Annotated in this window: 24 protein-coding genes and 1 pseudogene; 7 read left to right on the top strand and 18 right to left on the bottom strand. The window is 73.6% G+C overall.

Features of this window, described 5'->3' with window-relative positions; genetic code table 11:
- Window positions 1–106: 106 nt before the first annotated feature.
- The 7 genes from E4U91_RS24325 to E4U91_RS24295 all read right to left on the bottom strand — a co-directional run bounded on the left by E4U91_RS24325 (window position 107) and on the right by E4U91_RS24295 (window position 5,260).
- Window positions 107–460, bottom strand: a complete 354-nt coding sequence (locus E4U91_RS24325) for a hypothetical protein (RefSeq protein ID WP_174867858.1) — start codon at window positions 458–460, stop codon at window positions 107–109.
- 211 nt (window positions 461–671) lie between these two features.
- On the bottom strand, window positions 672–2,186 hold the full coding sequence (gene gatB, locus E4U91_RS24320) for an Asp-tRNA(Asn)/Glu-tRNA(Gln) amidotransferase subunit GatB (protein WP_137308804.1): 1,515 nt from the start codon (window positions 2,184–2,186) through the stop codon (window positions 672–674).
- A gap of 16 nt (window positions 2,187–2,202) precedes the next feature.
- On the bottom strand, window positions 2,203–2,442 hold the full coding sequence (locus E4U91_RS24315) for a hypothetical protein (RefSeq protein WP_067238850.1): 240 nt from the start codon (window positions 2,440–2,442) through the stop codon (window positions 2,203–2,205).
- Window positions 2,439–3,932 (bottom strand): Asp-tRNA(Asn)/Glu-tRNA(Gln) amidotransferase subunit GatA, encoded by a 1,494-nt coding sequence (gene gatA, locus E4U91_RS24310; protein WP_137308803.1) that lies wholly within the window; start codon window positions 3,930–3,932, stop codon window positions 2,439–2,441. The genes E4U91_RS24315 and gatA overlap by 4 nt, the downstream gene beginning before the upstream one ends.
- 6 nt (window positions 3,933–3,938) lie before the next feature.
- On the bottom strand, window positions 3,939–4,235 hold the full coding sequence (gene gatC / locus E4U91_RS24305; protein ID WP_006130840.1) for an Asp-tRNA(Asn)/Glu-tRNA(Gln) amidotransferase subunit GatC: 297 nt from the start codon (window positions 4,233–4,235) through the stop codon (window positions 3,939–3,941).
- Window positions 4,236–4,345: 110 nt separating this feature from the next.
- Window positions 4,346–4,837 carry a cupin domain-containing protein gene (locus tag E4U91_RS24300; RefSeq protein ID WP_137308802.1) on the bottom strand — a complete coding sequence of 164 codons (492 nt, stop codon included), beginning with the start codon at window positions 4,835–4,837 and terminating at the stop codon, window positions 4,346–4,348.
- A gap of 51 nt (window positions 4,838–4,888) precedes the next feature.
- On the bottom strand, window positions 4,889–5,260 hold the full coding sequence (locus E4U91_RS24295; protein WP_137308801.1) for a DUF4267 domain-containing protein: 372 nt from the start codon (window positions 5,258–5,260) through the stop codon (window positions 4,889–4,891).
- A gap of 96 nt (window positions 5,261–5,356) precedes the next feature.
- Between E4U91_RS24295 and E4U91_RS24290 the strand changes: the two genes are divergently transcribed.
- Complete coding sequence (locus E4U91_RS24290; protein ID WP_137308800.1) at window positions 5,357–5,941, top strand: TetR/AcrR family transcriptional regulator; 585 nt, start codon at window positions 5,357–5,359, stop codon at window positions 5,939–5,941.
- A 120-nt stretch (window positions 5,942–6,061) separates the two neighbouring features.
- On the opposite strand, the gene E4U91_RS24285 is transcribed toward E4U91_RS24290, so the two are convergent.
- The 5 genes from E4U91_RS24285 to E4U91_RS24265 all read right to left on the bottom strand — a co-directional run bounded on the left by E4U91_RS24285 (window position 6,062) and on the right by E4U91_RS24265 (window position 13,173).
- On the bottom strand, window positions 6,062–8,365 hold the full coding sequence (locus tag E4U91_RS24285; protein ID WP_137308799.1) for a putative bifunctional diguanylate cyclase/phosphodiesterase: 2,304 nt from the start codon (window positions 8,363–8,365) through the stop codon (window positions 6,062–6,064).
- A 260-nt stretch (window positions 8,366–8,625) separates the two neighbouring features.
- A complete protein-coding gene (gene ligA, locus E4U91_RS24280; protein ID WP_137308798.1) occupies window positions 8,626–10,818 on the bottom strand; it encodes an NAD-dependent DNA ligase LigA in 2,193 nt (730 codons plus the stop codon).
- A gap of 15 nt (window positions 10,819–10,833) precedes the next feature.
- Complete coding sequence (locus E4U91_RS24275; RefSeq protein ID WP_137308797.1) at window positions 10,834–11,841, bottom strand: methionine synthase; 1,008 nt, start codon at window positions 11,839–11,841, stop codon at window positions 10,834–10,836.
- Window positions 11,842–11,912: 71 nt separating this feature from the next.
- Window positions 11,913–12,602 (bottom strand): SDR family oxidoreductase, encoded by a 690-nt coding sequence (locus E4U91_RS24270; RefSeq protein WP_137308796.1) that lies wholly within the window; start codon window positions 12,600–12,602, stop codon window positions 11,913–11,915.
- A gap of 31 nt (window positions 12,603–12,633) precedes the next feature.
- Window positions 12,634–13,173: an LOG family protein gene (locus tag E4U91_RS24265; RefSeq protein WP_168218152.1), complete on the bottom strand. Its 540-nt coding sequence runs from the start codon at window positions 13,171–13,173 to the stop codon at window positions 12,634–12,636.
- Between the two features lie 51 nt (window positions 13,174–13,224).
- On the opposite strand from E4U91_RS24265, the gene E4U91_RS24260 reads away from it, so the two are divergent.
- Both E4U91_RS24260 and E4U91_RS24255 read left to right on the top strand, forming a co-directional pair.
- Entirely contained in the window at window positions 13,225–13,578 is a 354-nt protein-coding gene (locus E4U91_RS24260) for a DUF427 domain-containing protein (protein WP_137308794.1), read from the top strand.
- A 38-nt stretch (window positions 13,579–13,616) separates the two neighbouring features.
- Window positions 13,617–14,399, top strand: coding sequence for an alpha/beta fold hydrolase (locus E4U91_RS24255; protein WP_137308793.1), 783 nt, complete (start codon window positions 13,617–13,619; stop codon window positions 14,397–14,399).
- Between the two features lie 31 nt (window positions 14,400–14,430).
- On the opposite strand, the gene mnmA is transcribed toward E4U91_RS24255, so the two are convergent.
- Window positions 14,431–15,555 carry a tRNA 2-thiouridine(34) synthase MnmA gene (gene mnmA / locus E4U91_RS24250; protein ID WP_137308792.1) on the bottom strand — a complete coding sequence of 375 codons (1,125 nt, stop codon included), beginning with the start codon at window positions 15,553–15,555 and terminating at the stop codon, window positions 14,431–14,433.
- A gap of 96 nt (window positions 15,556–15,651) precedes the next feature.
- Between mnmA and E4U91_RS24245 the strand changes: the two genes are divergently transcribed.
- On the top strand, window positions 15,652–16,401 hold the full coding sequence (locus E4U91_RS24245; protein ID WP_137308791.1) for an N-acetylmuramoyl-L-alanine amidase: 750 nt from the start codon (window positions 15,652–15,654) through the stop codon (window positions 16,399–16,401).
- Window positions 16,402–16,452: 51 nt separating this feature from the next.
- On the opposite strand, the gene E4U91_RS24240 is transcribed toward E4U91_RS24245, so the two are convergent.
- From E4U91_RS24240 to E4U91_RS38155, 3 genes are all read right to left on the bottom strand, one after another.
- Window positions 16,453–17,622: a cysteine desulfurase family protein gene (locus tag E4U91_RS24240; protein ID WP_137308790.1), complete on the bottom strand. Its 1,170-nt coding sequence runs from the start codon at window positions 17,620–17,622 to the stop codon at window positions 16,453–16,455.
- A 124-nt stretch (window positions 17,623–17,746) separates the two neighbouring features.
- Entirely contained in the window at window positions 17,747–18,013 is a 267-nt protein-coding gene (locus tag E4U91_RS24235; RefSeq protein ID WP_137308789.1) for a DUF4190 domain-containing protein, read from the bottom strand.
- 15 nt (window positions 18,014–18,028) lie between these two features.
- Window positions 18,029–18,193, bottom strand: a complete 165-nt coding sequence (locus E4U91_RS38155; RefSeq protein ID WP_168218151.1) for a hypothetical protein — start codon at window positions 18,191–18,193, stop codon at window positions 18,029–18,031.
- Window positions 18,194–18,338: 145 nt separating this feature from the next.
- Here E4U91_RS38155 and E4U91_RS24230 point away from each other — a divergent pair, with 145 nt between their 5' ends.
- A complete protein-coding gene (locus E4U91_RS24230) occupies window positions 18,339–18,965 on the top strand; it encodes a TetR family transcriptional regulator (protein WP_137308788.1) in 627 nt (208 codons plus the stop codon).
- A 77-nt stretch (window positions 18,966–19,042) separates the two neighbouring features.
- Here the strand turns inward: E4U91_RS24230 and E4U91_RS24225 are convergent, their stop codons facing one another.
- Entirely contained in the window at window positions 19,043–20,023 is a 981-nt protein-coding gene (locus E4U91_RS24225; protein ID WP_137308787.1) for a helix-turn-helix transcriptional regulator, read from the bottom strand.
- Window positions 20,024–20,136: 113 nt separating this feature from the next.
- Here E4U91_RS24225 and E4U91_RS24220 point away from each other — a divergent pair, with 113 nt between their 5' ends.
- The gene (locus E4U91_RS24220; protein WP_137308786.1) at window positions 20,137–20,760 is read left to right on the top strand and encodes a TIGR03086 family metal-binding protein; all 624 of its coding nucleotides are present in this window, start codon (window positions 20,137–20,139) and stop codon (window positions 20,758–20,760) included.
- A 64-nt stretch (window positions 20,761–20,824) separates the two neighbouring features.
- On the opposite strand, the gene E4U91_RS24215 is transcribed toward E4U91_RS24220, so the two are convergent.
- Window positions 20,825–21,676: a thioesterase family protein gene (locus E4U91_RS24215; protein ID WP_137308785.1), complete on the bottom strand. Its 852-nt coding sequence runs from the start codon at window positions 21,674–21,676 to the stop codon at window positions 20,825–20,827.
- 164 nt (window positions 21,677–21,840) lie between these two features.
- On the opposite strand from E4U91_RS24215, the pseudogene E4U91_RS39785 reads away from it, so the two are divergent.
- Window positions 21,841–22,644: pseudogene (locus E4U91_RS39785) on the top strand (alpha/beta hydrolase); the annotation flags it as partial.
- Between the last annotated feature and the right edge of the window lie 52 nt (window positions 22,645–22,696).

Here is a 22,696-nt window from a genome sequence, read left to right as displayed (position 1 = left end):
GCGGCCTTGGTGGGGCTTTTCACACGAGTGTCAGGCAGATCACAGGACAATAACGCGATCGGTGTCGGCCGGGCATAAGCCCTGCGTAAGCGGGGTGCGGGCCGACTCAGTCGGACTGGTCCCCCACGGCCATCACCATCACACCGGCGATCAGCAGCCAGAGCGCGCGGCGGGTGCGGCCGCGGGCGCCGAGGAGCGCGCCGAGGGCGCAGACGGCGGCCCCGAGGGCGTAGGCGGCCGGGACGAGCGCCGGGGCGGAGCCGGTCAGGCGCAGCAGGGAGGCGGCGAGGCCGGCCAGGGTGAGCACGGCGCCCGTCCCGGTCGCCGTCCAGCGGGCCCGCCGGGCGTCCTCGCCGTCGCCCTCCTCATCCACGTCGGCCTCCGGACCGGCCGGGGTCGTCCCGGCGTCGGCGTCGGCGCGTATGTCCTCGTGGGTGTCGGAGTCGGTGCGTCCACTCATGGCGCGGGAGCGTACCCGGTCGGCCGCGCGGGGGCACGGAGCGGGTGGTTCCGGCCCACGTGGCCCGGAGGACGAGGGCTCGGACGCGGGGGCGGGGTGAGTCGGGGATGCGGGCGGGCCCGGAAGGTGGGGGCGCGTGCGCCGAGGCGCGTGACTCGGGAAACACGAACGGCCCCGGAGGCAGGTCGCCTCCGGGGCCGATCGCGCGGGCTCAGCCCTCGGTGACGCCCAGCTTCTCCAGGATCAGTTCCTTGACGCGGGCGGCGTCGGCCTGGCCCCGGGTCGCCTTCATGACCGCGCCGACCAGGGCGCCGGCCGCGGCCACCTTGCCGCCGCGGATCTTGTCGGCGACGCCCGGGTTGCCGGCGATGGCGTCCTCGACGGCGGCGGTCAGCGCGCCCTCGTCGGAGACGACCTTCAGACCGCGCTTGTCGACGACCTCGTCCGGGGTGCCCTCACCCGCGAGGACGCCCTCGATGACCTGGCGGGCCAGCTTGTCGTTCAGGTCGCCCTTCGCGACGAGCTCGGCGACCCGGGCCACCTGCTGCGGGGTGATGGCCAGTTCGTCCAGCGCCTTGCCCGACTCGTTGGCGCTGCGGGCCAGTTCGCCCATCCACCACTTGCGGGCGGACGCCGCGTCCGCGCCGGCGTCGATCGTGGCGACGATCGGCTCCAGCGCACCGGCGTTGAGGATCGCCTGCATGTCGGTGGCGGAGATGCCCCACTCGGCCAGCAGCCGGGTGCGGCGGGCCAGCGGCAGCTCGGGCAGCGCGGCACGGATCTCCTCGACCCACGCGCGCGAGGGCGCCACGGGGACGAGGTCGGGCTCCGGGAAGTACCGGTAGTCCTCGGCCTCCTCCTTCACGCGGCCCGAGGTCGTGGACCCGGTGTCCTCGTGGAAGTGGCGGGTCTCCTGCACGATCGTGCCGCCGGAGGACAGCACCGCCGCGTGCCGCTGGATCTCGAAGCGGGCCGCACGCTCCACGGACCGCAGCGAGTTGACGTTCTTCGTCTCGGACCGGGTGCCGAACTTCTCGGTGCCGTTCGGGCGCAGCGAGAGGTTCACGTCGCAGCGCATCTGGCCCATCTCCATGCGGGCCTCGGACACGCCGAGGGCCCGGATGACCTCGCGCAGCTCACGGACGTACGCCTTGGCCACCTCGGGGGCGCGCTCGCCGGCGCCCTCGATCGGCTTGGTGACGATCTCGATGAGCGGGATGCCCGCGCGGTTGTAGTCCAGCAGCGAGTGGGACGCGCCGTGGATGCGGCCGGTGGCGCCGCCGACGTGTGTCGACTTGCCGGTGTCCTCCTCCATGTGGGCGCGCTCGATCTCCACGCGGAAGGTCTCGCCGTCCTCCAGCTGCACGTCGAGGTAGCCGTTGAAGGCGATCGGCTCGTCGTACTGGGAGGTCTGGAAGTTCTTCGGCATGTCCGGATAGAAGTAGTTCTTCCGGGCGAAGCGGCACCACTCGGCGATCTCGCAGTTCAGCGCGAGACCGATCTTGATCGCGGACTCGACGCCGGTCGCGTTGACGACCGGCAGCGCGCCGGGCAGGCCGAGGCAGACGGGGCAGGTCTGGGTGTTCGGGTCGGCGCCGAGCGCGGTCGAACAGCCGCAGAACATCTTGGTCCGGGTGCCGAGTTCGACATGGACCTCCAGGCCCATGACGGGGTCGTACGACGCCAGCGCGTCCTCGTACGGCACCAGGTCGATCGTGGTGGTCACGGTGAGTACTTCCCTCTCAGCCCAGCAGGACGTCGTCGTCGCCCAGCCGCTTCAGCTCGCGGTACAGCAGGGCGAGGCCGGTGACGATGCCGGCGGCGGTGACGACCGCGTCGACGAGCCGCAGCGTGTCGCTCTCGGCGCGGGCCTTCTTGATCTGCTTCGCGGCGCCGACCGCGCCGAACGCGGTCGCGGCCATGGACAGGTACGTGCCGGACTTCGACTTCTTGAAGCCCTTGGCCTTGGTCAGTGCGCTCACAGCGACGGTGCCTCCTCCAGCAGCGGGTGTCCCCACTTTTCCACGAAGGCGGCCTCGACGGCGGCGCCCACCTTGTACAGCCGGTCGTCCTGCAGCGCCGGGGCGATGATCTGCAGGCCCACCGGGAGGCCGTCCTCCGGGGCGAGGCCGCACGGCAGCGACATGGCCGCGTTGCCCGCCAGGTTGGTCGGGATGGTGCACAGGTCCGCGAGGTACATCGCCATCGGGTCGTCGGCGCGCTCGCCGATCGGGAAGGCGGTGGTCGGGGTCGTCGGGGAGACGATCACGTCGACCTGCTCGAAGGCCTTCTCGAAGTCCCGGGTGATGAGCGTGCGGACCTTCTGCGCCGAGCCGTAGTACGCGTCGTAGTAGCCGCTCGACAGCGCGTACGTGCCCAGCATGATGCGGCGCTTGACCTCCGGGCCGAAGCCCTCCGCGCGGGTGAGGGCGGTGACGTCCTCGGCGGAGCGGGTGCCGTCGTCGCCGCTGCGCCGGCCGTAGCGCAGGCCGTCGAAGCGGGCGAGGTTGGAGGAGCACTCCGAGGGCGCGATCAGGTAGTACGCCGACAGCGCGAGGTCGAAGGACGGGCAGTCCAGCTCGACGATCTCGGCGCCCAGTTCCTTCAGCAGCGCCACCGACTCGTCGAAGCGCTGGATGACACCGGCCTGGTAGCCCTCGCCGCGGAACTGCTTGACGACGCCCACGCGCATGCCCTGGACGCTGCCGTTGCGGGCGGCCTCGACGACCGCCGGGACCGGGGCGTCGATGGAGGTGGAGTCGAGCGGGTCGTGCCCGGCGATGACCTCGTGCAGCAGGGCCGCGTCCAGGACCGTGCGGGCGCAGGGGCCGCCCTGGTCGAGGGAGGACGAGAAGGCCACCATGCCGTAGCGGGACACCGCGCCGTACGTCGGCTTCACGCCGACCGTGCCGGTGACGGCGGCCGGCTGGCGGATGGAGCCGCCGGTGTCGGTGCCGATGGCCAGCGGCGCCATGTACGCGGCCAGCGCGGCCGAGGAGCCGCCGCCGGAGCCGCCGGGGATCCGGGTGAGGTCCCAGGGGTTGCCGGTCGGGCCGTAGGCGCTGTTCTCCGTCGAGGACCCCATGGCGAACTCGTCCATGTTGGTCTTGCCGAGGATGACCACGTCGGCGGCCTTCAACCGCCGGGTGAGGGTCGCGTCGTACGGCGGGATCCAGCCCTCGAGGATCTTGGAGCCGACGGTCGTCGGGATGCCCTCGGTGGTGAAGATGTCCTTCAGGGCGAGGGGGACGCCGGCCAGCGGGCCGAGCTCCTCCCCGCGCTCGCGCTTGGCGTCGACGGCGCGGGCCTGGGCCAGCGCGCCCTCGCGGTCCACGTGCAGGAAGGCGTGCACCTTCTCGTCGACGGCCTCGATCCGGGCCAGGTGGGCCTCGGTGACCTCGACGGCCGTGAGCGCGCCGGAGGCGATCCGCTCGGCGGTCTCGGCGGCGGTGAGCTTGGTGATGTCCGTCATGGCGGGTTACTCCTCCCCCAGGATCTGCGGCACCTTGAAACGCTGCTGCTCCTGGGCCGGGGCGCCGGACAGCGCCTGCTCGGGGGTGAGCGACGGACGGACCTCGTCCGCGCGCATGACGTTCGTCAGCGGGAGCGGGTGCGAGGTCGGCGGTACGTCTTGGTCGGCGACCTCACTGACGCGGGCGACCGCGCCGATGATGTCGTCCAGCTGTCCCGCGAAGTGGTCGAGCTCTTCGGGCTTCAGCTCCAGACGCGCCAGCCGGGCGAGGTGGGCGACCTCCTCGCGCGTGATGCCAGGCATGCAGCGTTCCTCTGGGGTGAGTGTGTGTGGTGTGGGGCCAATCCTAGGGGGCGGGGAGCGGTCGCCGTTAAACGGTTTCCCCCGGGTCGCCGTTGAACGGTTTCCCGGGCTCAGTGCCGGGTGTCCCAGGCGGGGCTGCTCAGGAAGTGGTTGTCGTACAGCTCCTGGACCTCCAGCAGGCTCTCCGGGGTGACCTCGCCCAGGCGGATGCGCTGCAGGTGGCGGAAGTACGCGAAGCGCTCCACGCCCGGCGTGATCACGATGAGCAGGTCCAGCGGGGCGCCGGGCGCGGCGGCGAAGGCGTGGGGGCGGTCCGGCGGGACGACGATCAGGTCGCCGCGCCCGGCGGTGACCACGTCGTCGCCGGACAGGACCTCGGCGGTGCCGTCGAGGACGTAGAACATCTCGGCGGAGTGGTGGTGCACGTGCGGCTTGGCGCCGTCGGCGCCCTCCGCGAGGGTCACGCGCACGGTGGACAGCGCGCCACCGGTGGCACTGCTGTCGGCCAGCAGCCGTACGGCGACGGGGTCGCCCCCGACCACCTCGGCCTCGGCGTCACGGACCAGGACGGTCTCGTCGAACTTCGGTACGAACAGCGACATCGTCGGCTCCCCCGGTGGGCGTGCGGGCCCGGCGGCCCGTGGTGGACGCGGTCAGACGGCGAACAGCAGGGCCGCGCTGACCAGTACAACGACCGCGGTGGCGAAGTGGATCCCGAACGCGACGGCCTTCTGCCCGCCGTGGCGCAGGACGATCACCGTGTCGACGAGCGGGACCAGCGCCACGCAGACCATGAACCAGGCCTCCGCGCGGAGCCCGACGAAGGCCAGCAGCGCCAGGCCCACCAGCCCGAGGGTGCCGTCGCGCAGCCCCTTGACGGACAGGTAGGCCCCCGCGTCGCCGTGCGCGTCGGCCGGCACGCCGTAGCCCGCGGCGGCGGGGGCCGGCCGGAACCAGAAGCGGTAGCCCAGGAACAGGCAGAACAGGTCGAGCAGGACGGCCAGGGTGTACGCGGTGACGGTCATGGGAGCCCCCTGATGAGTTTTGCTAGCGGCGCTAGCTGTCGTAGCGAAGCTAGCACGAGCGCCGACAGGTTGGCTAGCGCTGCTAGAATCGGGAGCATGTCGATCCAGACGCGCCGGGAGCGCGAACGAGCGGAGCGGGAGCGGCTGATCGTCAAGGCCGCACGCGAACTGGCCGAGGCCGAGGGCTGGGACGCGGTGACCACACGGCGTCTGGCGGCCGAGATCGAGTACAGCCAGCCGGTCCTCTACAGCCACTTCAAGGGCAAGGACGCGATCATGGCGGCGGTCGCGGTGGAGGGCTGCGCCGAGCTCGCGCTCGAGCTGCGCGCCGCGCGGGAGGCCGCCTCGGGACCGCGGGCGCGGCTGGCGGCGGTCGGCGAGGCTTACACGGCGTTCGGCCGGCGGCGGCCCGCGCTGTACGACGCGATGTTCACGCACGCGGTGGACCTGCCGTTCGCGACGCCCGAGGCGCCGGCGCCACTCCAGGAGGCGTTCGGGGAGCTGGTGCGGGCCGTGGAGCCCATCGCCGCCGACGGCGACGACGTCTCCCTGCTCACGGAGACGTTCTGGGCGAGCCTGCACGGCCTGATCACCCTCATGCGCAGCGCCCGCCTGCCGGAGGCGGACCACGCCCGCCGACTCGACCTGCTGATCGGCCACTTCACGGCGGGGAGGGTCTGAGGGGGCGCCCGGAGAGGGGGTCCGAGGGGCGTCCGGGGCGCTGTGGGTGGGGGTTCGAGGGGCGTCCGAGGCGCCCTCGGCAGGGGCTTGAGCGGCGTCCGAGGAGGGTCCCCCGGGGTGCTACTCGGCGGCCGGCAGGGCCGCCCGGGGGCGTTGCCAGCCGCGCGAGCCGCGGGCCAGCAGCCAGGCGGTCATCTCCTCGGGCGGCATCGCCGCGGCGACCAGCCAGCCCTGCACCGCGTCACAGCCCAGGTCGCGCAGCCGCTCCCACGTCTCGTCGTCCTCGACGCCCTCCGCGACGACGAGCAGGCCCAGCGAGTGGGCCAGGTCGACCGTGCACCGCACGATCTCGGCGTCCTGGGCGTCCACGGCCAGCCGCGCCACGAACGACCGGTCGATCTTCAGCTCGCTCACCGGCAGCCGCCGCAGGTGCACCAGCGAGGAGTACCCGGTGCCGAAGTCGTCCAGGGACATCTTCACGCCGTGCCCGGTCAGCGCGTTCAGCGTGTCCGCGGCCCGCTGCGGGTCCTCCAGCAGCACGTGCTCGGTGATCTCCAGCTGGAGCGAGCCCGCCGGCACCCCGTGCCGGGCCAGCCGCGCTGCCACCGAGCCCGCGAACCCCGGCGTGTGCACGTCCCGCGGCGAGACGTTCACCGCGACCGGCACGAACAGCTGCTGCTCCCGCCACCGGGCCACCTGCCCGAGCGCGGTCTCCAGCACGTACTCCGTCAGGTGGGGCATCAGCCCGGAGGACTCGGCGATCGCCTTGAACTCGTCCGGGGGCACCTTCCCGCGCTCCGGGTGGACCCACCGCACCAGCGCCTCCAGACCGGCCACCTGGCCGTCGAAGCGCACCTTCGGCTGGTAGTGCAGCTGCACCTCGTGGGCGTCCAGGGCCCGGCGCAGGTCGCCCAGCAGCCCCAGCCGGTCAGGGGTGTTCGAGTCCCGCTTCGACTCGTACACCTCCACGCCCGTACGGTCCCGCTTCGCCTGGTACATCGCCACGTCCGCCCGGCGCAGCAGGCCCTCCGCGTCGAGCGCGTGGTCCGGGAACACGGCGACCCCGGCACTGGCCTCCAGCACGAGGGTGAGACCGTCGAGGTCGAGCGGGGAGCTGAGCGCGGACACCAGGGCGCGCGCGACGCGGGTCGCGGACGTCGTGGAGTCCGCGACGGGCAGTAAGACGGCGAACTCGTCCCCGCCGAGCCGGGCGACCTCCGCGCCGCGCGGCAGCGCCACCCGCAGCCGGTCGGCCGTCTGCAACAGCAGCCGGTCGCCGGCGAGGTGGCCCAGCGTGTCGTTGACCGAGCGGAAGCGGTCCAGGTCGATCAGCATGAGCGCGGCGCGGGCGCCGATGCGCTCGGCGTCGTCGAGGGCGGTCCAGGTGCGCTCCAGCAGCCACTGCCGGTTGGGCAGCCCGGTCAGCGGGTCGCGCAGTTGCTCCTCGGCGCGGGCCCGGGCGATCCACAGCGTGGAGTCGAGGGCGATCAGCGGGATGGCGAACAGCGGCAGCAGGATCGGCTTGGCGACGGCCACGACGCACACCAGCGGGGCGATGCCGAGCAGGGCGACGGCGACCAGGCCCTGCCGGACCAGGGCGGTGCGGGCGACGGTGGGCAGTCCCCCGCGCGGCGCGTTCAGGTACCACAGCAGCACGCGCGTGACGGCGAGGTAGGCGACGGCCACCAGGATCACCTGCGGGGCCGTGTAGAGGGTCCAGGTGCCGGGGTCCCAGGGGTCCTCGACGGACGGCACGCGTCCGCAGGCGGCCAGCAGCAGGGCGCCGGCGCCGATGCCGAGGATGTCCACCGCGCCCTGCAGAACACCCTGCCGCCACCGGTGGCGCCGGGCCACGCCGACCAGGACGACGACGGTGAGGCTGACCATGCCGGCGGGCACCCAGCCGTACAGCAGCAGCACGGCCAGGGTGAGGGCGGCGCCGGAGCCGGTGCCGCCCCACCAGCGGGCCCGGCCGAGCATCACCAGGTGGCCGACGATGACACCGCTGAGCAGGGCCAGCGACCAGCCGGTCGTCCCGGACGGGAACAGCGCGTGGTCGCCGGTGAAGGCGCGGTAGAAACCGGCGCCGAGGGCGAAGCCGGCCGCCGCGACCACGGCGGCGGGCAGCGCCGGCCAGGACGGGTGGCGTTCGGTGTCGGCGCCGGGCAGTCCGAGGGAGACCGGGAGGACGGGCAGCAGGGCGCGGGTGCGGGCGTCCGTGGCGGTGGACGCCGCCCTGGCGGACGACCTGGACGCCGCGGCCGGGGCGGCCCACGCGGCGCCGGTCGCGGGCCGCCCGGCGGTGTGCCCGGGGCCGCCGGGACGCCGGCCCGGCCGGGCCGACCACCGGTCCGCCCACCGGGCGCCGGCCGTCCGGAGCCAGGGCAGCCGCGCGTGCGTCGCGGCGCTCTCGGTCGGTTCCATTCCCGTCCCTCTCACGGCCGGCGGTGCCCACGCCCCGCGGCCCGATGCCCGACGAACCATCCACGGCGCCGCGTGGGAGAACCCTTTCCCCTGCGCTTCGCGAGCGCGGGGATGCCCCGACCGCAATGGGGCCCGGCAGGCGCACCTCTCAACAGTAGGCCGCGGAAGGCTTCCACGGGCAGCGGTCGCCGACGGTTGCCCGAATGCGCCCGGGCCACCCGTATACATCTGATATGCGCTGATCGGGTGGCCTTCAACCGCTATTCCTCGGTCGAGAGCGCCACCCCGGCCGCCGCCTCGGGCCCCTGCTCCAGCAGGACGACGAAGCCGTCCTCGTCCAGCACGGGCACCTTGAGCTGCATCGCCTTGTCGTACTTCGATCCGGGGCTGTCACCCACCACGACGAACGAGGTCTTCTTGGACACCGAACCGGTCACCTTCGCGCCGCGGCTCTGCAGGGCCTCCTTGGCCCCGTCGCGGGTGAAGTGCTCCAACGTGCCGGTGACGACGAGCGTGAGCCCTTCCAGGGGACGGGGCCCCTCGTCCTCGGCGGTGGCCTCGTCCTCGAGGCGCACTCCGGCGGCCTTCCACTTGCGCAGGATCTCCTGGTGCCACTCCTCGGCGAACCACTCCTTGAGCGAGGCGGCGATGGTGGGGCCCACGCCCTCGGTGCCCGCCAGCTCCTCCTCGCTCGCCTGCTGGATGCGGTCCATCGAGCGGAACTCGCGGGCCAGCGCCTCGGCGGCGACCGGTCCGACGTGACGGATCGACAGGCCGGTGAGCACCCGGGCGAGCGGGCGCTCCTTGGCCGCCGCGATGTTGTCCAGCATGGAGAGCGCGTTCTTCTTGAGCTCGCCCTGCTGGTTGGCGAAGACCGTGACGATCTTCTCCTCGCCGGTCTTCGGGTCGCGCTTGGGCAGCCCGCTGTCCTGGTCGAGGACGTACGCCTTGATGGGCAGCAGCTGCTCCGCGGTGAGGTCGAACAGGTCGCCCTCGTCCTTCAGCGGCGGCTCGGCGGGCTCCAGGGGCGCGGTGAGCGCGGCGGCGGCGACGTAGCCGAAGTGCTCGATGTCGAGCGCCTTGCGGCCGCCGAGGTAGAACAGGCGCTCGCGCAACTGGGCGGGGCAGCCACGCGCGTTGGGGCAGCGCAGGTCGACGTCCGCCTCCTTCATCGGCCGCAGCGGCGTCCCGCACTCGGGGCACTCGGAGGGCATCACGAACGCGCGCTCGCTGCCGTCGCGCAGGTCCACGACGGGGCCGAGGATCTCCGGGATGACGTCACCGGCCTTGCGCAGCACCACGGTGTCGCCGATCAGCACGCCCTTGGCCTTGACGACGTCCTGGTTGTGCAGGGTGGCGAACTCGACCTCCGAGCCGGCCACCGTGACCGGCTCCACCTGCGCGTACGGCGTGATGCGGCCCGTGCGTCCCACGCCGACGCGGATGTTGACGAGCTTGGTGTTGACCTCTTCCGGCGCGTACTTGTACGCGATGGCCCAGCGCGGGGCGCGGGCCGTGGAGCCGAGGCGGCCCTGGAGGCGGATCTCGTCGAGCTTGACGACGACGCCGTCGATCTCGTGCTCCACGGAGTGGCGGTTCTCGCCGTAGTACGCGATGAACTCCCGTACGGCGTCGAGGTCGTCGACCACCCGGTTGTGGCGGGAGGTGGGCAGGCCCCACTCCCCCAGCAGGTCGTACGCCTCGGACAGGCGGGTCATGCCCTCGTAGCCCTCCAGGGCGCCGATGCCGTGCACCACCATGTGCAGCGGGCGGGTGGCGGTGACCCGCGGGTCCTTCTGGCGCAGCGAACCGGCCGCCGCGTTGCGGGGGTTGGCGAAGGGCTTGTCGCCCGCCTCGACCAGCCGGGCGTTGAGCTCCTCGAACTTCTCCATCGGGAAGTAGACCTCGCCGCGGATCTCGACGAGCGTGGGGACGCCGTCGCCGTGGAGGCGGTCGGGGATCTCGGCGATGGTGCGCACGTTGGGCGTGATGTCCTCGCCGGTGCGGCCGTCGCCACGGGTCGCCGCGCGCGTGAGCCGGCCGTTCTCGTAGGTGAGGTTGACCGCGAGGCCGTCGACCTTCAGCTCGCACAGGAAGTGGTACGCGGAGGTGCCGACGTCCTTGTGGACGCGCTCGGCCCAGGCGGCGAGCTCCAGGTCGTCGAAGGCGTTGTCCAGCGAGAGCATGCGCTCGCGGTGCTGGACGGCGGTGAACTCCGTCGCGTACGCGCCCGACACCTTCTGGGTGGGCGAGTCGGGCGTGCGCAGCTCGGGGTACTCCTCCTCCAGCGCCTCCAGGGACCGCAGCAGGCGGTCGAACTCGGCGTCGCTGATGACGGGAGCGTCCTTCACGTAGTAACGGAAGCGGTGCTCCTCGATCTGCTCAGCGAGCTGGGCGTGCCGCTCCCGCGCCTCGGCGGGCACCGTCGTCTCCGCTTGCTTGTCGCCGGCCACCGTGTTGTCCTCCCGTTACTCTGGGTTGTCCGCGAGGGATCTCGCCGCCCGGACGCAGTGGGCGAGGGCCCGGCGGGCGTACGCGGGCGAAGCGCCCGCGAGGCCGCACGCCGGAGTGACCGTGACGACCTGCGCGAGAAGCTCCGGCCGCAGCCCCAGCCTGCGCCACAGCGTCCTGACACCCATGACGCTACCGGCAGGGTCTGACAATGGACCGTCCACGGCGGGTACGACACCGGCGAACAGCGCGGTGCCGGACTCGACGGCCTCACCGATCACGTCGTCGTCACGCTCGGTGAGCAGGGAGGCGTCGAACGACACCCCGGCCGCACCGGCCCGGCGCAGCAGGGCGAACGGCACGTCCGGCGCGCAGGAGTGCACCACCACGGGCCCGGCCGCGTGCACCCCGACGACCTCCCGCAGGGTGGCCTCGACGACCTGCCGGTCGACGGCGCGGTGGGTGCGGTAGCCGCTCGCGCTGCGGACCTGTCCGCGCAGCACGGCGGTGAGGGACGGCTCGTCGAGCTGGAGCACGAGCCGGGCGCCGGGGACGCGGCGGGCCACCTCGGCCAGGTGGGTGCGCAGGCCCTCGGCGAGGGAGCCGGCGAGGTCGCGGCAGGCCCCGGGGTCGGAGAGCGCGGCCTCGCCGTTCCTCAGCTCCAGGTTCGCGGCGAGCGTCCAGGGCCCGACGGCCTGCACCTTCAGCGCGCCCTCGTAGCCCTGGGTGAACTCCTCCAGCGCGTCCAGGTCCTCCACCAGCCAGGACCTGGCCCGCCGGGTGTCGCGTCCCGGCCGGTCACCGATCCGCCACCCGCTGGGCTCCACGCGTGCGTACAGCTCGACGAGCAGTCCGGCGGTGCGGCCGATCATGTCGGCGCCGGGGCCGCGGGCGGGCAGTTCGGCGAGGTGCGGGAAGTCCTCGAAGGACCCGGTGACGCTCTTGGCGGCCTCCCGGGCGTCGCCGCCGGGCAGGGAGCCGACGCCGGTGGCGGGCCCGAAGCGGAACTCAGTGTCGTTGCTCACCCCGGCAGCCTACGTAACCCGGGCCGGCCGGTCCCCCGGCCGGTCCCGGGCCGGGGGCGGCGGGGCGGCGGTCAGGCGCCCGGGCGGACCGTCAGGTCGTTGACCTCGGCGTCCCGGGGCAGGTCCAGCGCCATCAGCACCGTGGTGGCGACCGACTCGGGGTCGATCCACGCGGACGCGTCGTAGGGCTTGCCCTCCTGCTGGTGGACCTTGGCCTGCATGGGGCTGGCCGTGCGTCCGGGGTAGACGGAGGTGACCCGGACGCCGTGGTCGTGCTCCTCCTGGCGCAGGGAGTCCGCGAGGGCCTTCAGCCCGTGCTTGGAGGCCGCGTACGCCGACCAGTCGGCGCTCGCCCGCAGGCCCGCCCCGGAGTTCACGAAGAGCACGTGGCCGCGGCTCGCCCGCAGCTGGGGCAGGAAGTGGCGGGTGAGCTCGGCGGGCGCGACCAGGTTGACGTTCAGCTGGTGGCGCCAGGACTTCGGGGTCAGCTCGCCGACCGGGCCGAGGTCGACCACGCCCGCGACGTGCAGCAGCGAGTCGACCCGGTCGGGCAGCGCCTGGTGGGAGAAAGCCCAGCTCAGCCGGTCGGGGTCGGCGAGGTCACCGACCAGGGTGCGCGCGCCGGGGAACTGTGCGGCCAGCTCCTTCGCGCGTCCCGCGTCGCGGGCGTGCAGCACGAGGTCGTCCCCGCGCGCGTGCAGGCGGCGGGCGACGGCCGCGCCGATGCCGGAGCCGGCCCCGGTGATCACATGTGTAGCCATGCCGCCATGCTCGCACCCTCCCCCGCCCGGCTCAGACGACGCCCTGGCTCTCCTCCAGGTAGGCGAGCGCCCCCACCGGCTCCTCCGCGAAGAACACCAGCTCGGTCAGGGGACGCGGCAGGAAGCCCTCCTCGTCCATGCGCCGGAACTGCTCCTTGAGCCCGTCGTAGAACCCGGCGGTGTTGAGCAGCACGACCGGCTTGTCGGTGTGCCCGTGCTTCTTCAGCTCCAGGATCTCGGTGGCCTCGTCGAGGGTGCCCGTGCCGCCCACCATGATCACCACGGCGTCCGCCTTCTCCAGCAGCAGCCGCTTGCGCTCGGCGAGGTCCTTGGCGACCACCATGTCGTCGACGCCCGGGCGGACCCGGGCGGACAGGAACTCCACCGAGACCCCGCACAGCCGCCCGCCCGCCTGCTGCACGCCGTCCGCGACCACCTTCATCAGCCCGACGTCGGACCCGCCCCAGACGAGCGTGTGGCCGCCCCGGCCGAGGAGTTCGGCGAACTCGCGCGCGGGGCCGGTGTAGCGGTCGTCGAGGTCGGCGGCGGAGAGGAAGACGCAGATTCGCATGGCGTCCACGGTACGCGGGAAGATTCGCGGCCCCGCGGGCGCTGTCCGTACATGGCCACTGGACACAGGATCACCATCGAGCAGGGCGACGTACGCGTGCGCGTGGTGCGCGACGGACAGGTGCTGGCGGAGAGCGACCGGCCGCTGGTGCTGCGCGAGACGGGCTGTCCCGTCCGCTACTACCTCCCCGCCGAGGACGTCCGCACGGAGCTGCTGACACCGTCCGACACCCACACGCACTGCCCGTTCAAGGGCACGGCGTCGTACTGGTCGCTGCCGGGCAGCGCGGAGGGCACGGATGACACGGACCGCGTGTGGGCGTATCCCGACCCGAAGCCGGAGGTCGCCGCGATCAAGGCGCACCTGTGCTTCTACGACACCGAGGTCGTCGAGGACGTGTCGTAGCGCGATGAGTTCCGTGCCCTGCGGCAGTCTGCACGGGCATGGACGACAACCTCCTTTCCCGCGACGGGACCCGTATCGCCTACGAACGCGCCGGCCGGGGTCACTCGGTGATCCTGGTCAGCGGCGCACTGTCCACCGGGGGCACCCTCGCGCCGCTGGCCGCCGCGCTCGCCGAGCGCTTCGAGACGGTGGTCTACGACCGCCGGGGCCGCGGCGACAGCGGTGACACCGCGCCCTACGACGTGCTGCGCGAGGTCGAGGACCTGGCGGCCCTGGTGGAGACGGTGGGCGGCGAGGCGTCGCTGTTCGGCGTGTCCTCCGGGGGCGCGCTGGTGCTGCGGGCCCTGGCCGAGGGGCTGCCGGTGCGCCGCGCGGTGGTCTACGAGGTGCCCTACGCGGACTTCTCCCCCGCCGGCGCCGAGGAACGGGCCGCGTACACCCGGGACCTGACCGAGGCACTGGAGCAGGGCCGGCGCGGCGACGCGGTGGAGCTGTTCCTGCGGCTGACCGGCATGGCGGACGACATGATCCGGGGCGCCCGCCAGGCGCCGATGTGGGCGGCCCTGGAGTCGGTCGCCCCGAGCCTCGCCCACGACGACGCCGTCATGGGCGGCGGACTGGTGCCGCGCGAGCTGCTGGCCCCGGTCGGGGTGCCGGTGCTGGCCCTGGCGGGCGGCGCGAGCCCCGACTGGATGCAGCGCGCCGCGCACGCGGTGGCCGAGGCGCTGCCGCAGGGCTCCTCCCGCATCCTTGAAGACCAGACCCACGTGGTGGACCCGGACGCGGTGGCACCGGTCCTGACGGAGTTCCTGGCGGCCTGAGCGCCCCGGGCGCCGGTGGCGCGGGCGTGGCTCAGGCGACGCCCGCGGTCGCCCGCACGGTCGACGCGATGGTCGCCGAGCCCACCACGCGCGTGCCGTCGTACAGGACGATCGCCTGGCCGGGGGCCACGCCGCGGACCGGCTCGGTGAAGGTCACCCGCAGTTCGCCGTCGACGGGCTCGGCCCGCACCTCGGTCTCGCCGCCGTGGGCGCGCAGCTGCGCGGTGTAGGCGGCGGGGCCGGTGGGGGCGGCGCCGCACCAGCGGGGCCTGATCGCGGTGAGCGCCGTGACGTCGAGGGCCTCGGCGGGGCCCACCGTGACGGTGTTGTCCACCGGGGAGATGTCCAGCACGTAGCGGGGCTTGCCGTCGGGGGCCGGGGTGCCGATCCTGAGCCCCTTGCGCTGGCCGATGGTGAAGCCGTACGCGCCCTCGTGGGTGCCGAGCCGGGCGCCGGACTCGTCGACGATGTCGCCCTCGGCCCGGCCGAGGCGCCGGGCGAGGAAGCCCTGGGTGTCGCCGTCGGCGATGAAGCAGATGTCGTGCGAGTCGGGCTTCTTGGCGACGGCCAGGCCGCGCCGCTCGGCCTCCGCGCGGATCTCGTCCTTGGTGGTGACCGTGTCGCCGAGCGGGAACAGCGCGTGCGCGAGCTGGCGCTCGTCGAGCACGCCGAGCACGTACGACTGGTCCTTGGCCATGTCGGAGGCGCGGTGCAGCTCACGGGAGCCGTCCTCGGTCACGACGACCTTGGCGTAGTGACCGGTGCACACCGCGTCGAAGCCGAGGGCGAGGGCCTTGTCCAGCAGCGCCGCGAACTTGATCTTCTCGTTGCAGCGCAGGCAGGGGTTGGGGGTGCGGCCGGCCTCGTACTCGGCGACGAAGTCCTCGACCACGTCCTCGCGGAAGCGGTCGGCGAGGTCCCAGACGTAGAACGGGATGCCGATGACGTCGGCGGCGCGGCGGGCGTCGCGGGAGTCCTCGATGGTGCAACAGCCCCGCGCGCCCGTGCGGAACGACTGGGGGTTCGCGGAGAGCGCGAGGTGGACGCCGGTCACGTCGTGCCCGGCTTCGGCGGCACGGGCGGCGGCGACGGCGGAGTCGACCCCGCCGGACATGGCGGCGAGGACGCGGAGGGGACGCTGCGGGGTCTCAGTCATAACCCTTCCAGGGTACGGGGCGGCGGGAACCGGGGTGCCCGGGTGAGCGTTCATCCGTACAGGGGCGCGGAAGGGCGGGACGGGACGGGACGGGGCATGGGGGCGACGCGGAAGGGCACGGCGACGGGCGCGAAGAAGAGCACGGGGGCTGGCGCCGGGAAGGGCAGCCGACAGGGCGCGGGCACGGGTGCCGGGAAGGACGCCGACCGGCGGATCGGGCGGCGGGCCCTGCTGATCGGCGGCGCGGCGGCCCTCGTCGGCACGGCGGCGCTGGCGCGCGACGAGCTGGGGCGGCTGTGGTGGCGGATGCCGGGCGTGGAGAAGCCCCGGGTCGCGGGGGCGGTCGACTTCCGGGGCGCGCGCTGGGTGGCCGCCTCCCCGGCGAACTTCCGCTGGGCGGACCGGCCCGACGACTACGCGATCGACCGGGTGGTAGTCCACGTCACGCAGGGCAGCTTCGCCAGCGCGGTGAAGGTGTTCCAGGACCCGGGCCACCGGGCGGCGGCGCACTACATCGTGGGCCGCGACGGCAAGGTGACGCAGATGATCCGCGAGCTGGACGTGGCGTTCCACGCCGGGAACCGGGAGTACAACGAGCGGAGCGTCGGCATAGAGCACGAGGGCTTCGTGGACCGGGCGTCGTCCTTCACGGACGCGATGTACGCCTCCTCGGCCCGGCTGACGGCCGGGATCTGCGCGCGCTACGGCATCCCCGTGGACCGCGAGCACATCATCGGCCACGTCGAGGTGCCCGGCGCGGACCACACGGACCCCGGCCCGCACTGGGACTGGGACCGGTACATACGCCTGGTGCGCTCGGCACACGCAGCCGTCACGCGCGCGTGAGGGCGCCCCGGGCCGCCCTGACAGCTCTCTGAGCCTTCCGCGGCTCGGTCCCTACGTCAGCCCCGCCGCCCGCGCGCGTTCCACCGCGGGGCCGATCGCCTTGGCGACGGCCTCGACGTCGGCCTCGGTGGAGGTGTGGCCGAGGGAGAAGCGCAGGGTGCCGCGGGCCAGGTCGGGGTCGGTGCCGGTGGCCAGCAGGACGTGGCTGGGCTGGGCGACGCCCGCGGTGCAGGCGGACCCGGTGGAGCACTCGATGCCCTGGGCGTCCAGCAGGAGCAACAGGGAGTCGCCCTCGCAGCCGGGGAAGGAGAAGTGGGCGTTGGCCGGGAGCCGGCCCTCCGGGGCGGGGTCGCCGCCGAGGATCGCGTCGGGCACGGCCTCACGGACGACGTCGACGAGCTGGTCGCGCAGGGCGCCGATCTCGCGGGCGAACCATTCGCGCTGCTCGGCCGCGAGCCGGCCGGCGACGGCGAAGGAGGCGATGGCCGGGACGTCCAGGGTGCCGGAGCGGACGTGGCGCTCCTGGCCGCCGCCGTGCAGGACGGGCACGGGCGTGTACTCCCGGCCCAGCAGCAGCGCGCCGATGCCGTACGGCCCGCCGATCTTGTGGCCGGAGACGGTCATCGCGGCGAGGCCGGAGGCGGCGAAGTCGACGGGGACCTGACCGAAGGCCTGCACCGCGTCGGCGTGCAGCGGGACGTCGAACTCCCGGGCCACCTCGGCCAGTTCGGCGACCGGCAGGAGCGTGCCGATCTCGTTGTTGGCCCACATCACGGTGGCCAGGGCCACATCGCCGGGGTTGCGGGCGATCGCCTCGCGCAGGACCTCGGGGTGGACGCGGCCGTGGCGGTCGACGGGGAGGTACTCGACGGTGGCGCCCTCGTGCTCGCCGAGCCAGTGGACGGCGTCCAGGACGGCGTGGTGCTCGACGGGGCTGGCCAGGACCCGGGTGCGGGCCGGGTCGGCGTCGCGACGGGCCCAGTAGAGGCCCTTCACGGCGAGGTTGTCGGCCTCGGTGCCGCCGGAGGTGAACACGACCTCGCTGGGGCGGGCGCCGAGCGCGGCCGCGAGGACTTCGCGGGACTCCTCGACCGTGCGGCGGGCGCGGCGCCCGGATGCGTGGAGGGAGGACGCGTTGCCGGTGACGCTCAGCGCGGCGGTCAGCGCCTCTGCCGCCTCCGGGAGCATCGGGGTCGTCGCGGCGTGGTCGAGGTATGCCATGGTGCCGCCGATTGTACGGCGCCCGTCGAACGAGCCCCGGTGTGCGGTCGGTCCGTGGACACGCGGCGCCCTCGCCGCGGGCCGGGCCGGGCTGCTCGGGACGGCCGGCCCCGGGGGTGTCCGCCTAGAAGCTCCAGGAGACCGTCGAGTCGACGTGCATGAAGGCGACGAGGACGACCAGGTCCAGGACGCCGAGGGCGAGGCCCAGGTAGGCGCGGCCCTTGCGCTGTGTACCGCGGATCAGGGCGATGGAGGCCAGGATGATCGCGGTCGGCCCGAGGAAGACGTTGAGGACCAGGAAGCCGACGAGGCCGAGGACGAACGACGCCACGGCCATGCCGTCGGTGTCGCGCAGGCCGGTGCGACGGGCGGCGGGTGCGGTGAGGTGCATGACTGATCAGCTCCTTCAGCGGTGGCCGGCACTGCGGCGGCCGTGGCGCTCACGGACGGCGAAGACGACGAGCCAGGCCGCGATGACGGCGGCGGCGACGAGGGTGAAGCCGAACGGCGCGTGGGCCACGGTGCCCAGGACCACGCCGAGCAGCAGGAGTGCGGCGACGAGGAACAGCATGGGATCCAATCCCCCCTTCGAGACGGGTCGATTCCGTCTCCGTGACATCTCGGTGAACAGTTGTAGGTACAGTTGTTCACTGAGTTCCCAGTCTAGCGCGATCGAAGACTTTCCAATTACGGAGAACAGTTGTTAACTGGATGACATGAGTCACACCGTGGGCATCCGGCAGGTCCAGAAGCAGAAGACCCGGCAGGCGCTCCTGGACGCCGCGCTGGCCCTGCTGGAGGAGCAGAGCCTGAGCAGCCTCGGCCTGCGCGAGGTCACCCGGGCCGTCGGGGTCGCCCCGACCGCCTTCTACCGGCACTTCCGCTCCACCGCCGACCTCGGCGTGGCCCTGGTCGACGAAGCCCTCGGCAGCCTGCACCGGATGGTGCGGTCGACGGTGACCACGGCCGACTCGAGCGACGAACGCATCCACCGCGCTGTGGAGTTGATCGCCCGTCACGTGGACGCGTACCCCGCCCACGTCCGCTTCATCGCCCGCGAGCGACATGGCGGGGTCCAGTCGGTGCGGGAGGCGATACGCGGCCAACTCGGCCGGTTCGCCGAGGAGGTGCGGGCCGAGCTGGCCAAGGACCCCGAGGCGCGCGGCTGGAGCGAGGACGACCTGCTGATGCTCTCCCACCTCTACGTCGACCAGATGCTCGCCACCGCCTCGCTCTTCCTGGAGGCGCTGGACGGCCCCGAGGGCGAACGCGAGCGGATCACCCGGCTGGCCACCCGGCAGATGCGGCTGATCAGCAAGGGGCGCCGGCACTGGCTCGACTGAGCCCGTGCCGGGGGCGGTTCCCGGCCGTGTCGCGCCCGTCGGCCCCCGCCCCGGCGCCCTGGTCCCGGCCCCGGGTGTCACCCGGACCCGCGGTCGGCGGCCCCGTACAGCTGCGTGACGGAGGCGGCGGCCGCGCGCAGTTCCGCGCGGGCCTCGGGCGGGTCGAGGACCTCCACCTGGTCGGAGAACGCGAGGAGCTGGCGGACGGCCAGGACGAAGGGGAAGGCCAGCCGGACGGTCACCCACTCGCTCGCGCCGTCGTCCTCGGCGGGCGGTCCGGTCAGGTGCGCGGCGTTCATCCGCAGGAACATGTCGAGGCGGGGGCGCCGCACCCGTGCGGTCACGGCGAGCGCGTCCGGCCGCTCCTCGACCTGGCGGCGCACCACCTCCCAGGCGTCGGCGAGTTCGACGCCGGGCCGCCGGCGCACCGGGTCGTCCAGGACCGTCGCCGAGCGCACCCGGTCGGCGCGGAAGAGCTGTGGGGTGCCGCGCCGGTCGGCGACCAGGTACCAGACCCCGGCCTTGGCGACGAGGCCGTAGGGGTCGACCGTGTAGGTGCGCGGCTCGCGGGCGCCGCTGTGGCGGTAGCGCAGGCGCAGCCTGCGGTCGGCGAAGACCGCGTCCTGGAGGGTGTCCAGGTCGGCGGCGGGCTGCGGGCCGCCCTTCCAGCGGGTGGCGTCGACCAGGATCCGCCGGCTGGTGACCTCGGCGGCCGGGCGGTGGGGCGCGGGCAGTGCGGCCATGACCTTGCGCAGGGCGGAGCCGAGGGCCGCGTCCAGGCCGAGGGCGGCGTGCGCGCCCTCGGCGGCCAGGATGAACAGGGCGCGCGACTCGTCGGCGGTCAGTCCGGTGACGTCCGTGCGGAACCCGGGGAGCAGTTCGATGCCGCCGTGCCGGCCGCGCTCGGCGTAGACCGGGACGCCCGACGCCGACAGGGCCTCGACGTCGCGGTAGATGGTGCGCACCGACACCTCGAGCCGTTCGGCGAGTTCGGGCGCGGGCACGCGGCCACGGGTCTGCAGGAGCAGCAGGATCGACAGCAGGCGGTCGGACTTCACCCGCCCAGCATCGCGCCGCCCGGAAGTCCGCCGCAAATCATGACGGCAACTGTCAGGTTATGCCGTGAGGATCACCTGCGTACCGAGTCACCGAACGGCAGGAGAAGCACCCCATGAACACCCACCTCACCGAGGCCCGGCACACCGCGCCCGCCGTCGACCCGCGTCCCGTCTACGCCCGCGCCACCGCGCAGGCGGCCGCCGTGATCGCGGCGGTACGGCCCGAGCACCTGACCGGGCCCACGCCCTGCGCGGAGTTCGACGTGCGGACGCTGCTCTCCCACACCGTGGGCGGCACCCTGCGTATCGCGGTCATCGGCGAGGGCGGCGACGGACTCGCCGTCCGGCCGTTCGTGGACGGCGTCACCGACGACGCCTGGCCGCGGGCGTACGCCGAGGCCCGCACGCGCGTGCTCGCGGCGTGGGAGCCCGACGAGCGGCTGACCGCCCCGGTGCGGGTGCCGTGGGGCGAGGTGCCCGGCCACGCGGGGCTCTCCGGGTACGTGATGGAGCTCGTCGCCCACACCTGGGACCTGAACGAGGCGCTGGGCCGGCCGGTCGAACTGGACGGTGACCTGGCCGAGTTCGCGCTGTTCGCCGCGCACCGGGCGCTGCCCGACCCGGAGCGCGACGAGAACACGCCGTTCGCCGCGGCCCGGGACGTGGCCGAGGACGCCGACGCCTACGCCCGGCTGGCGGCCTGGCTCGGCCGGGCACCCCTGGCCGCAGGCGCCTGAGCCGCGCCCCGGCCGAGTCGCGCCCCGGCGCCTCCCGCTCCCGCGGGAAGCGCCGGACAGGAGGTCAGCCGCGCAGGACGCGGGCCAGCTGGCGGGACTGGGCGACCAGGCGGTCCTGGCTGTCCCAGACCTCCGCGTCCTCCTCCAGGAAGCCGCCCGCGAGGTTGCGCGTGGTGATCGCCACGCGCACCGGGCCGGGGGCCGGCCGGGCGCGGACGTGGACGGTGAGCTCGATGGTCGGCACCCAGCCGGAGATGCCGAGGTCGAAGGCGGTGGGCGGCAGCGCGTCCACCGCGAGGAGCAGGGAGAACGGGTCGTGGTCGCGGCCGTCGGCCAGGCCGAACCAGGCCCGCATCTCGCCCTTGCCGGACGGCTGCCCGAGCGCCCAGCCGACCGTCGCCGGGTCCAGCTTGAGCATCAGCCGGTCGGCGATGGGCTGCTGGTCGCCCTGCGGGACGGGGCTGCCCTCGGGGCCGAAGCACTGGCCCGGCGGCGGGATCGCGGGCGGCTTCGCCGAGGTGCGGACGTCGTCGGGCAGGGCGTCGAGGTCGCCGTAGGAGGCGAGGACGCGGATCCGCTCGACCTCCCGGCCCTCCTCGTCGTACTGGAGGAGGGACGCCTGGCCGGTGGAGAGGGTGCGGCCGGCGCGCACGGTCTCGGTGCGCACCACGGCCGGCCCGGGGCGGGAGGCGCTGAGGTAGTGCGCGGTGAGGCTGAAGGGGTCGCCGTGCGGCAGGGTGTCCGCGAGGGCCCGGCCGAGGACGGCGAGCAGATAGCCGCCGTTGACCGCGCCGAAGATGGTCCAGCCCTCGGAGAGGTCGATGTCGTGGAGGCCGGGTGCGCGCTCGGTGACCGCGGTGTCGCGGTCGAACTCGCTGTCGCCGACGGCGGCGGGAGCGGTGACTGCTTCTGACATGGGTGAACCGTACAACAGGGTAATACTAAGCGGTAGCTTTTCTCGGGAGCCGACGGGCGTTCCCCGCCCGGGACACCCCCCACCGGGTGAAGGTCCGGCAATTTCTCGGTAAGTGTCCGTACTCGTCCGTAAACCCGTGAACGCTCCGTGCCCTCTCTTAGGGCATGAGCCTCACCGGGACTCCGTTCCTCTACACCCTGATCGTGCTGTCCGTCGTCGCGGTCGCCCTGCCGCTGGGCCTGTGGTCACGGCTGCGCGGCCCGAAGGCGCTGCGCGCCGCGGCCCGGGTGCTGATGCTGCTGTTCGCCCAGGGCACCGCGGTCGCCCTGGTCTTCGTGCTGGTCAACAACGCCAACAACCTGTACGACACCTGGGACGACCTGCTCGGCACCGGCAGCCATGTGCGGCAGGCCGCCGACCTGGGCCCGGACGGCACCGGCGGCGTCGAACTCAGCAGGCTCCCCCGGGTCCGGCAGGAGTTCTCGCCCGCCCAGGGGCCCGGCATGCACGCGGCCGGCGGGGTACGGGTCACCCAGCTCGAGGGGCGGGTCTCCGGGGTGAACGCCGAGGTCTACGTCTGGCTGCCCCCGCAGTACGACCAGCCCGCCTACCGCACGCACCGCTTCCCGGTGGTGGAGCTCCTGCCCGGCTACCCGGGCTCCGCGAAGTCCTGGTTCGGCACGCTGAAGGTGCACGAGCAGCTGCTGCCCCTGATGCGCGAGGGCAAAGTCGCCCCGTTCATCCTGGTCGCCCCGCGCACCACCCTGCTGCCCGGCGTGGACACCGGCTGCGCCAACATCCCGGGCACGGTCAACGCCGACTCCTGGCTCAGCCTGGACGTGCCGCGGATGGTCGTGGACAACTTCCGGGCCCAGTCGGCGCCCCAGGGCTGGGCGGTGGCCGGCTACTCGGCCGGCGCGCACTGCGCCGCCAAGCTGGCCGTGGCCCACCCCGACCGCTACCGGGCCGCGGTGAGCCTGTCCGGCTACAACGACCCGATCGCCGAGCGCACCTCGCTGG

The organism is Streptomyces lasalocidi (assembly GCF_005280215.1).
Taxonomy (GTDB): Bacteria; Actinomycetota; Actinomycetes; order Streptomycetales; family Streptomycetaceae; genus Streptomyces; species Streptomyces longwoodensis.
This window is presented reverse-complemented; position numbering and strand designations above follow the sequence as displayed.

Coding starts and splice junctions, on each gene's coding strand:
- E4U91_RS24265 (WP_168218152.1), bottom strand. CDS start 13,173: ATGCGAATCTGCGTCTTCCTCTCCGCCGCCGACCTCGACGACCGCTAC.
- E4U91_RS24270 (WP_137308796.1), bottom strand. CDS start 12,602: ATGGCTACACATGTGATCACCGGGGCCGGCTCCGGCATCGGCGCGGCC.
- E4U91_RS24255 (WP_137308793.1), top strand. CDS start 13,617: ATGGACGACAACCTCCTTTCCCGCGACGGGACCCGTATCGCCTACGAA.
- E4U91_RS24240 (WP_137308790.1), bottom strand. CDS start 17,622: ATGGCATACCTCGACCACGCCGCGACGACCCCGATGCTCCCGGAGGCG.
- E4U91_RS24230 (WP_137308788.1), top strand. CDS start 18,339: ATGAGTCACACCGTGGGCATCCGGCAGGTCCAGAAGCAGAAGACCCGG.
- E4U91_RS38155 (WP_168218151.1), bottom strand. CDS start 18,193: ATGCTGTTCCTCGTCGCCGCACTCCTGCTGCTCGGCGTGGTCCTGGGC.
- E4U91_RS24245 (WP_137308791.1), top strand. CDS start 15,652: ATGGGGGCGACGCGGAAGGGCACGGCGACGGGCGCGAAGAAGAGCACG.
- mnmA (WP_137308792.1), bottom strand. CDS start 15,555: ATGACTGAGACCCCGCAGCGTCCCCTCCGCGTCCTCGCCGCCATGTCC.
- E4U91_RS24220 (WP_137308786.1), top strand. CDS start 20,137: ATGAACACCCACCTCACCGAGGCCCGGCACACCGCGCCCGCCGTCGAC.
- E4U91_RS24235 (WP_137308789.1), bottom strand. CDS start 18,013: ATGCACCTCACCGCACCCGCCGCCCGTCGCACCGGCCTGCGCGACACC.
- E4U91_RS24295 (WP_137308801.1), bottom strand. CDS start 5,260: ATGACCGTCACCGCGTACACCCTGGCCGTCCTGCTCGACCTGTTCTGC.
- E4U91_RS24325 (WP_174867858.1), bottom strand. CDS start 460: ATGAGTGGACGCACCGACTCCGACACCCACGAGGACATACGCGCCGAC.
- gatC (WP_006130840.1), bottom strand. CDS start 4,235: ATGCCTGGCATCACGCGCGAGGAGGTCGCCCACCTCGCCCGGCTGGCG.
- E4U91_RS24215 (WP_137308785.1), bottom strand. CDS start 21,676: ATGTCAGAAGCAGTCACCGCTCCCGCCGCCGTCGGCGACAGCGAGTTC.
- E4U91_RS24290 (WP_137308800.1), top strand. CDS start 5,357: ATGTCGATCCAGACGCGCCGGGAGCGCGAACGAGCGGAGCGGGAGCGG.
- E4U91_RS24260 (WP_137308794.1), top strand. CDS start 13,225: ATGGCCACTGGACACAGGATCACCATCGAGCAGGGCGACGTACGCGTG.
- E4U91_RS24285 (WP_137308799.1), bottom strand. CDS start 8,365: ATGGAACCGACCGAGAGCGCCGCGACGCACGCGCGGCTGCCCTGGCTC.
- gatA (WP_137308803.1), bottom strand. CDS start 3,932: ATGACGGACATCACCAAGCTCACCGCCGCCGAGACCGCCGAGCGGATC.
- E4U91_RS24300 (WP_137308802.1), bottom strand. CDS start 4,837: ATGTCGCTGTTCGTACCGAAGTTCGACGAGACCGTCCTGGTCCGTGAC.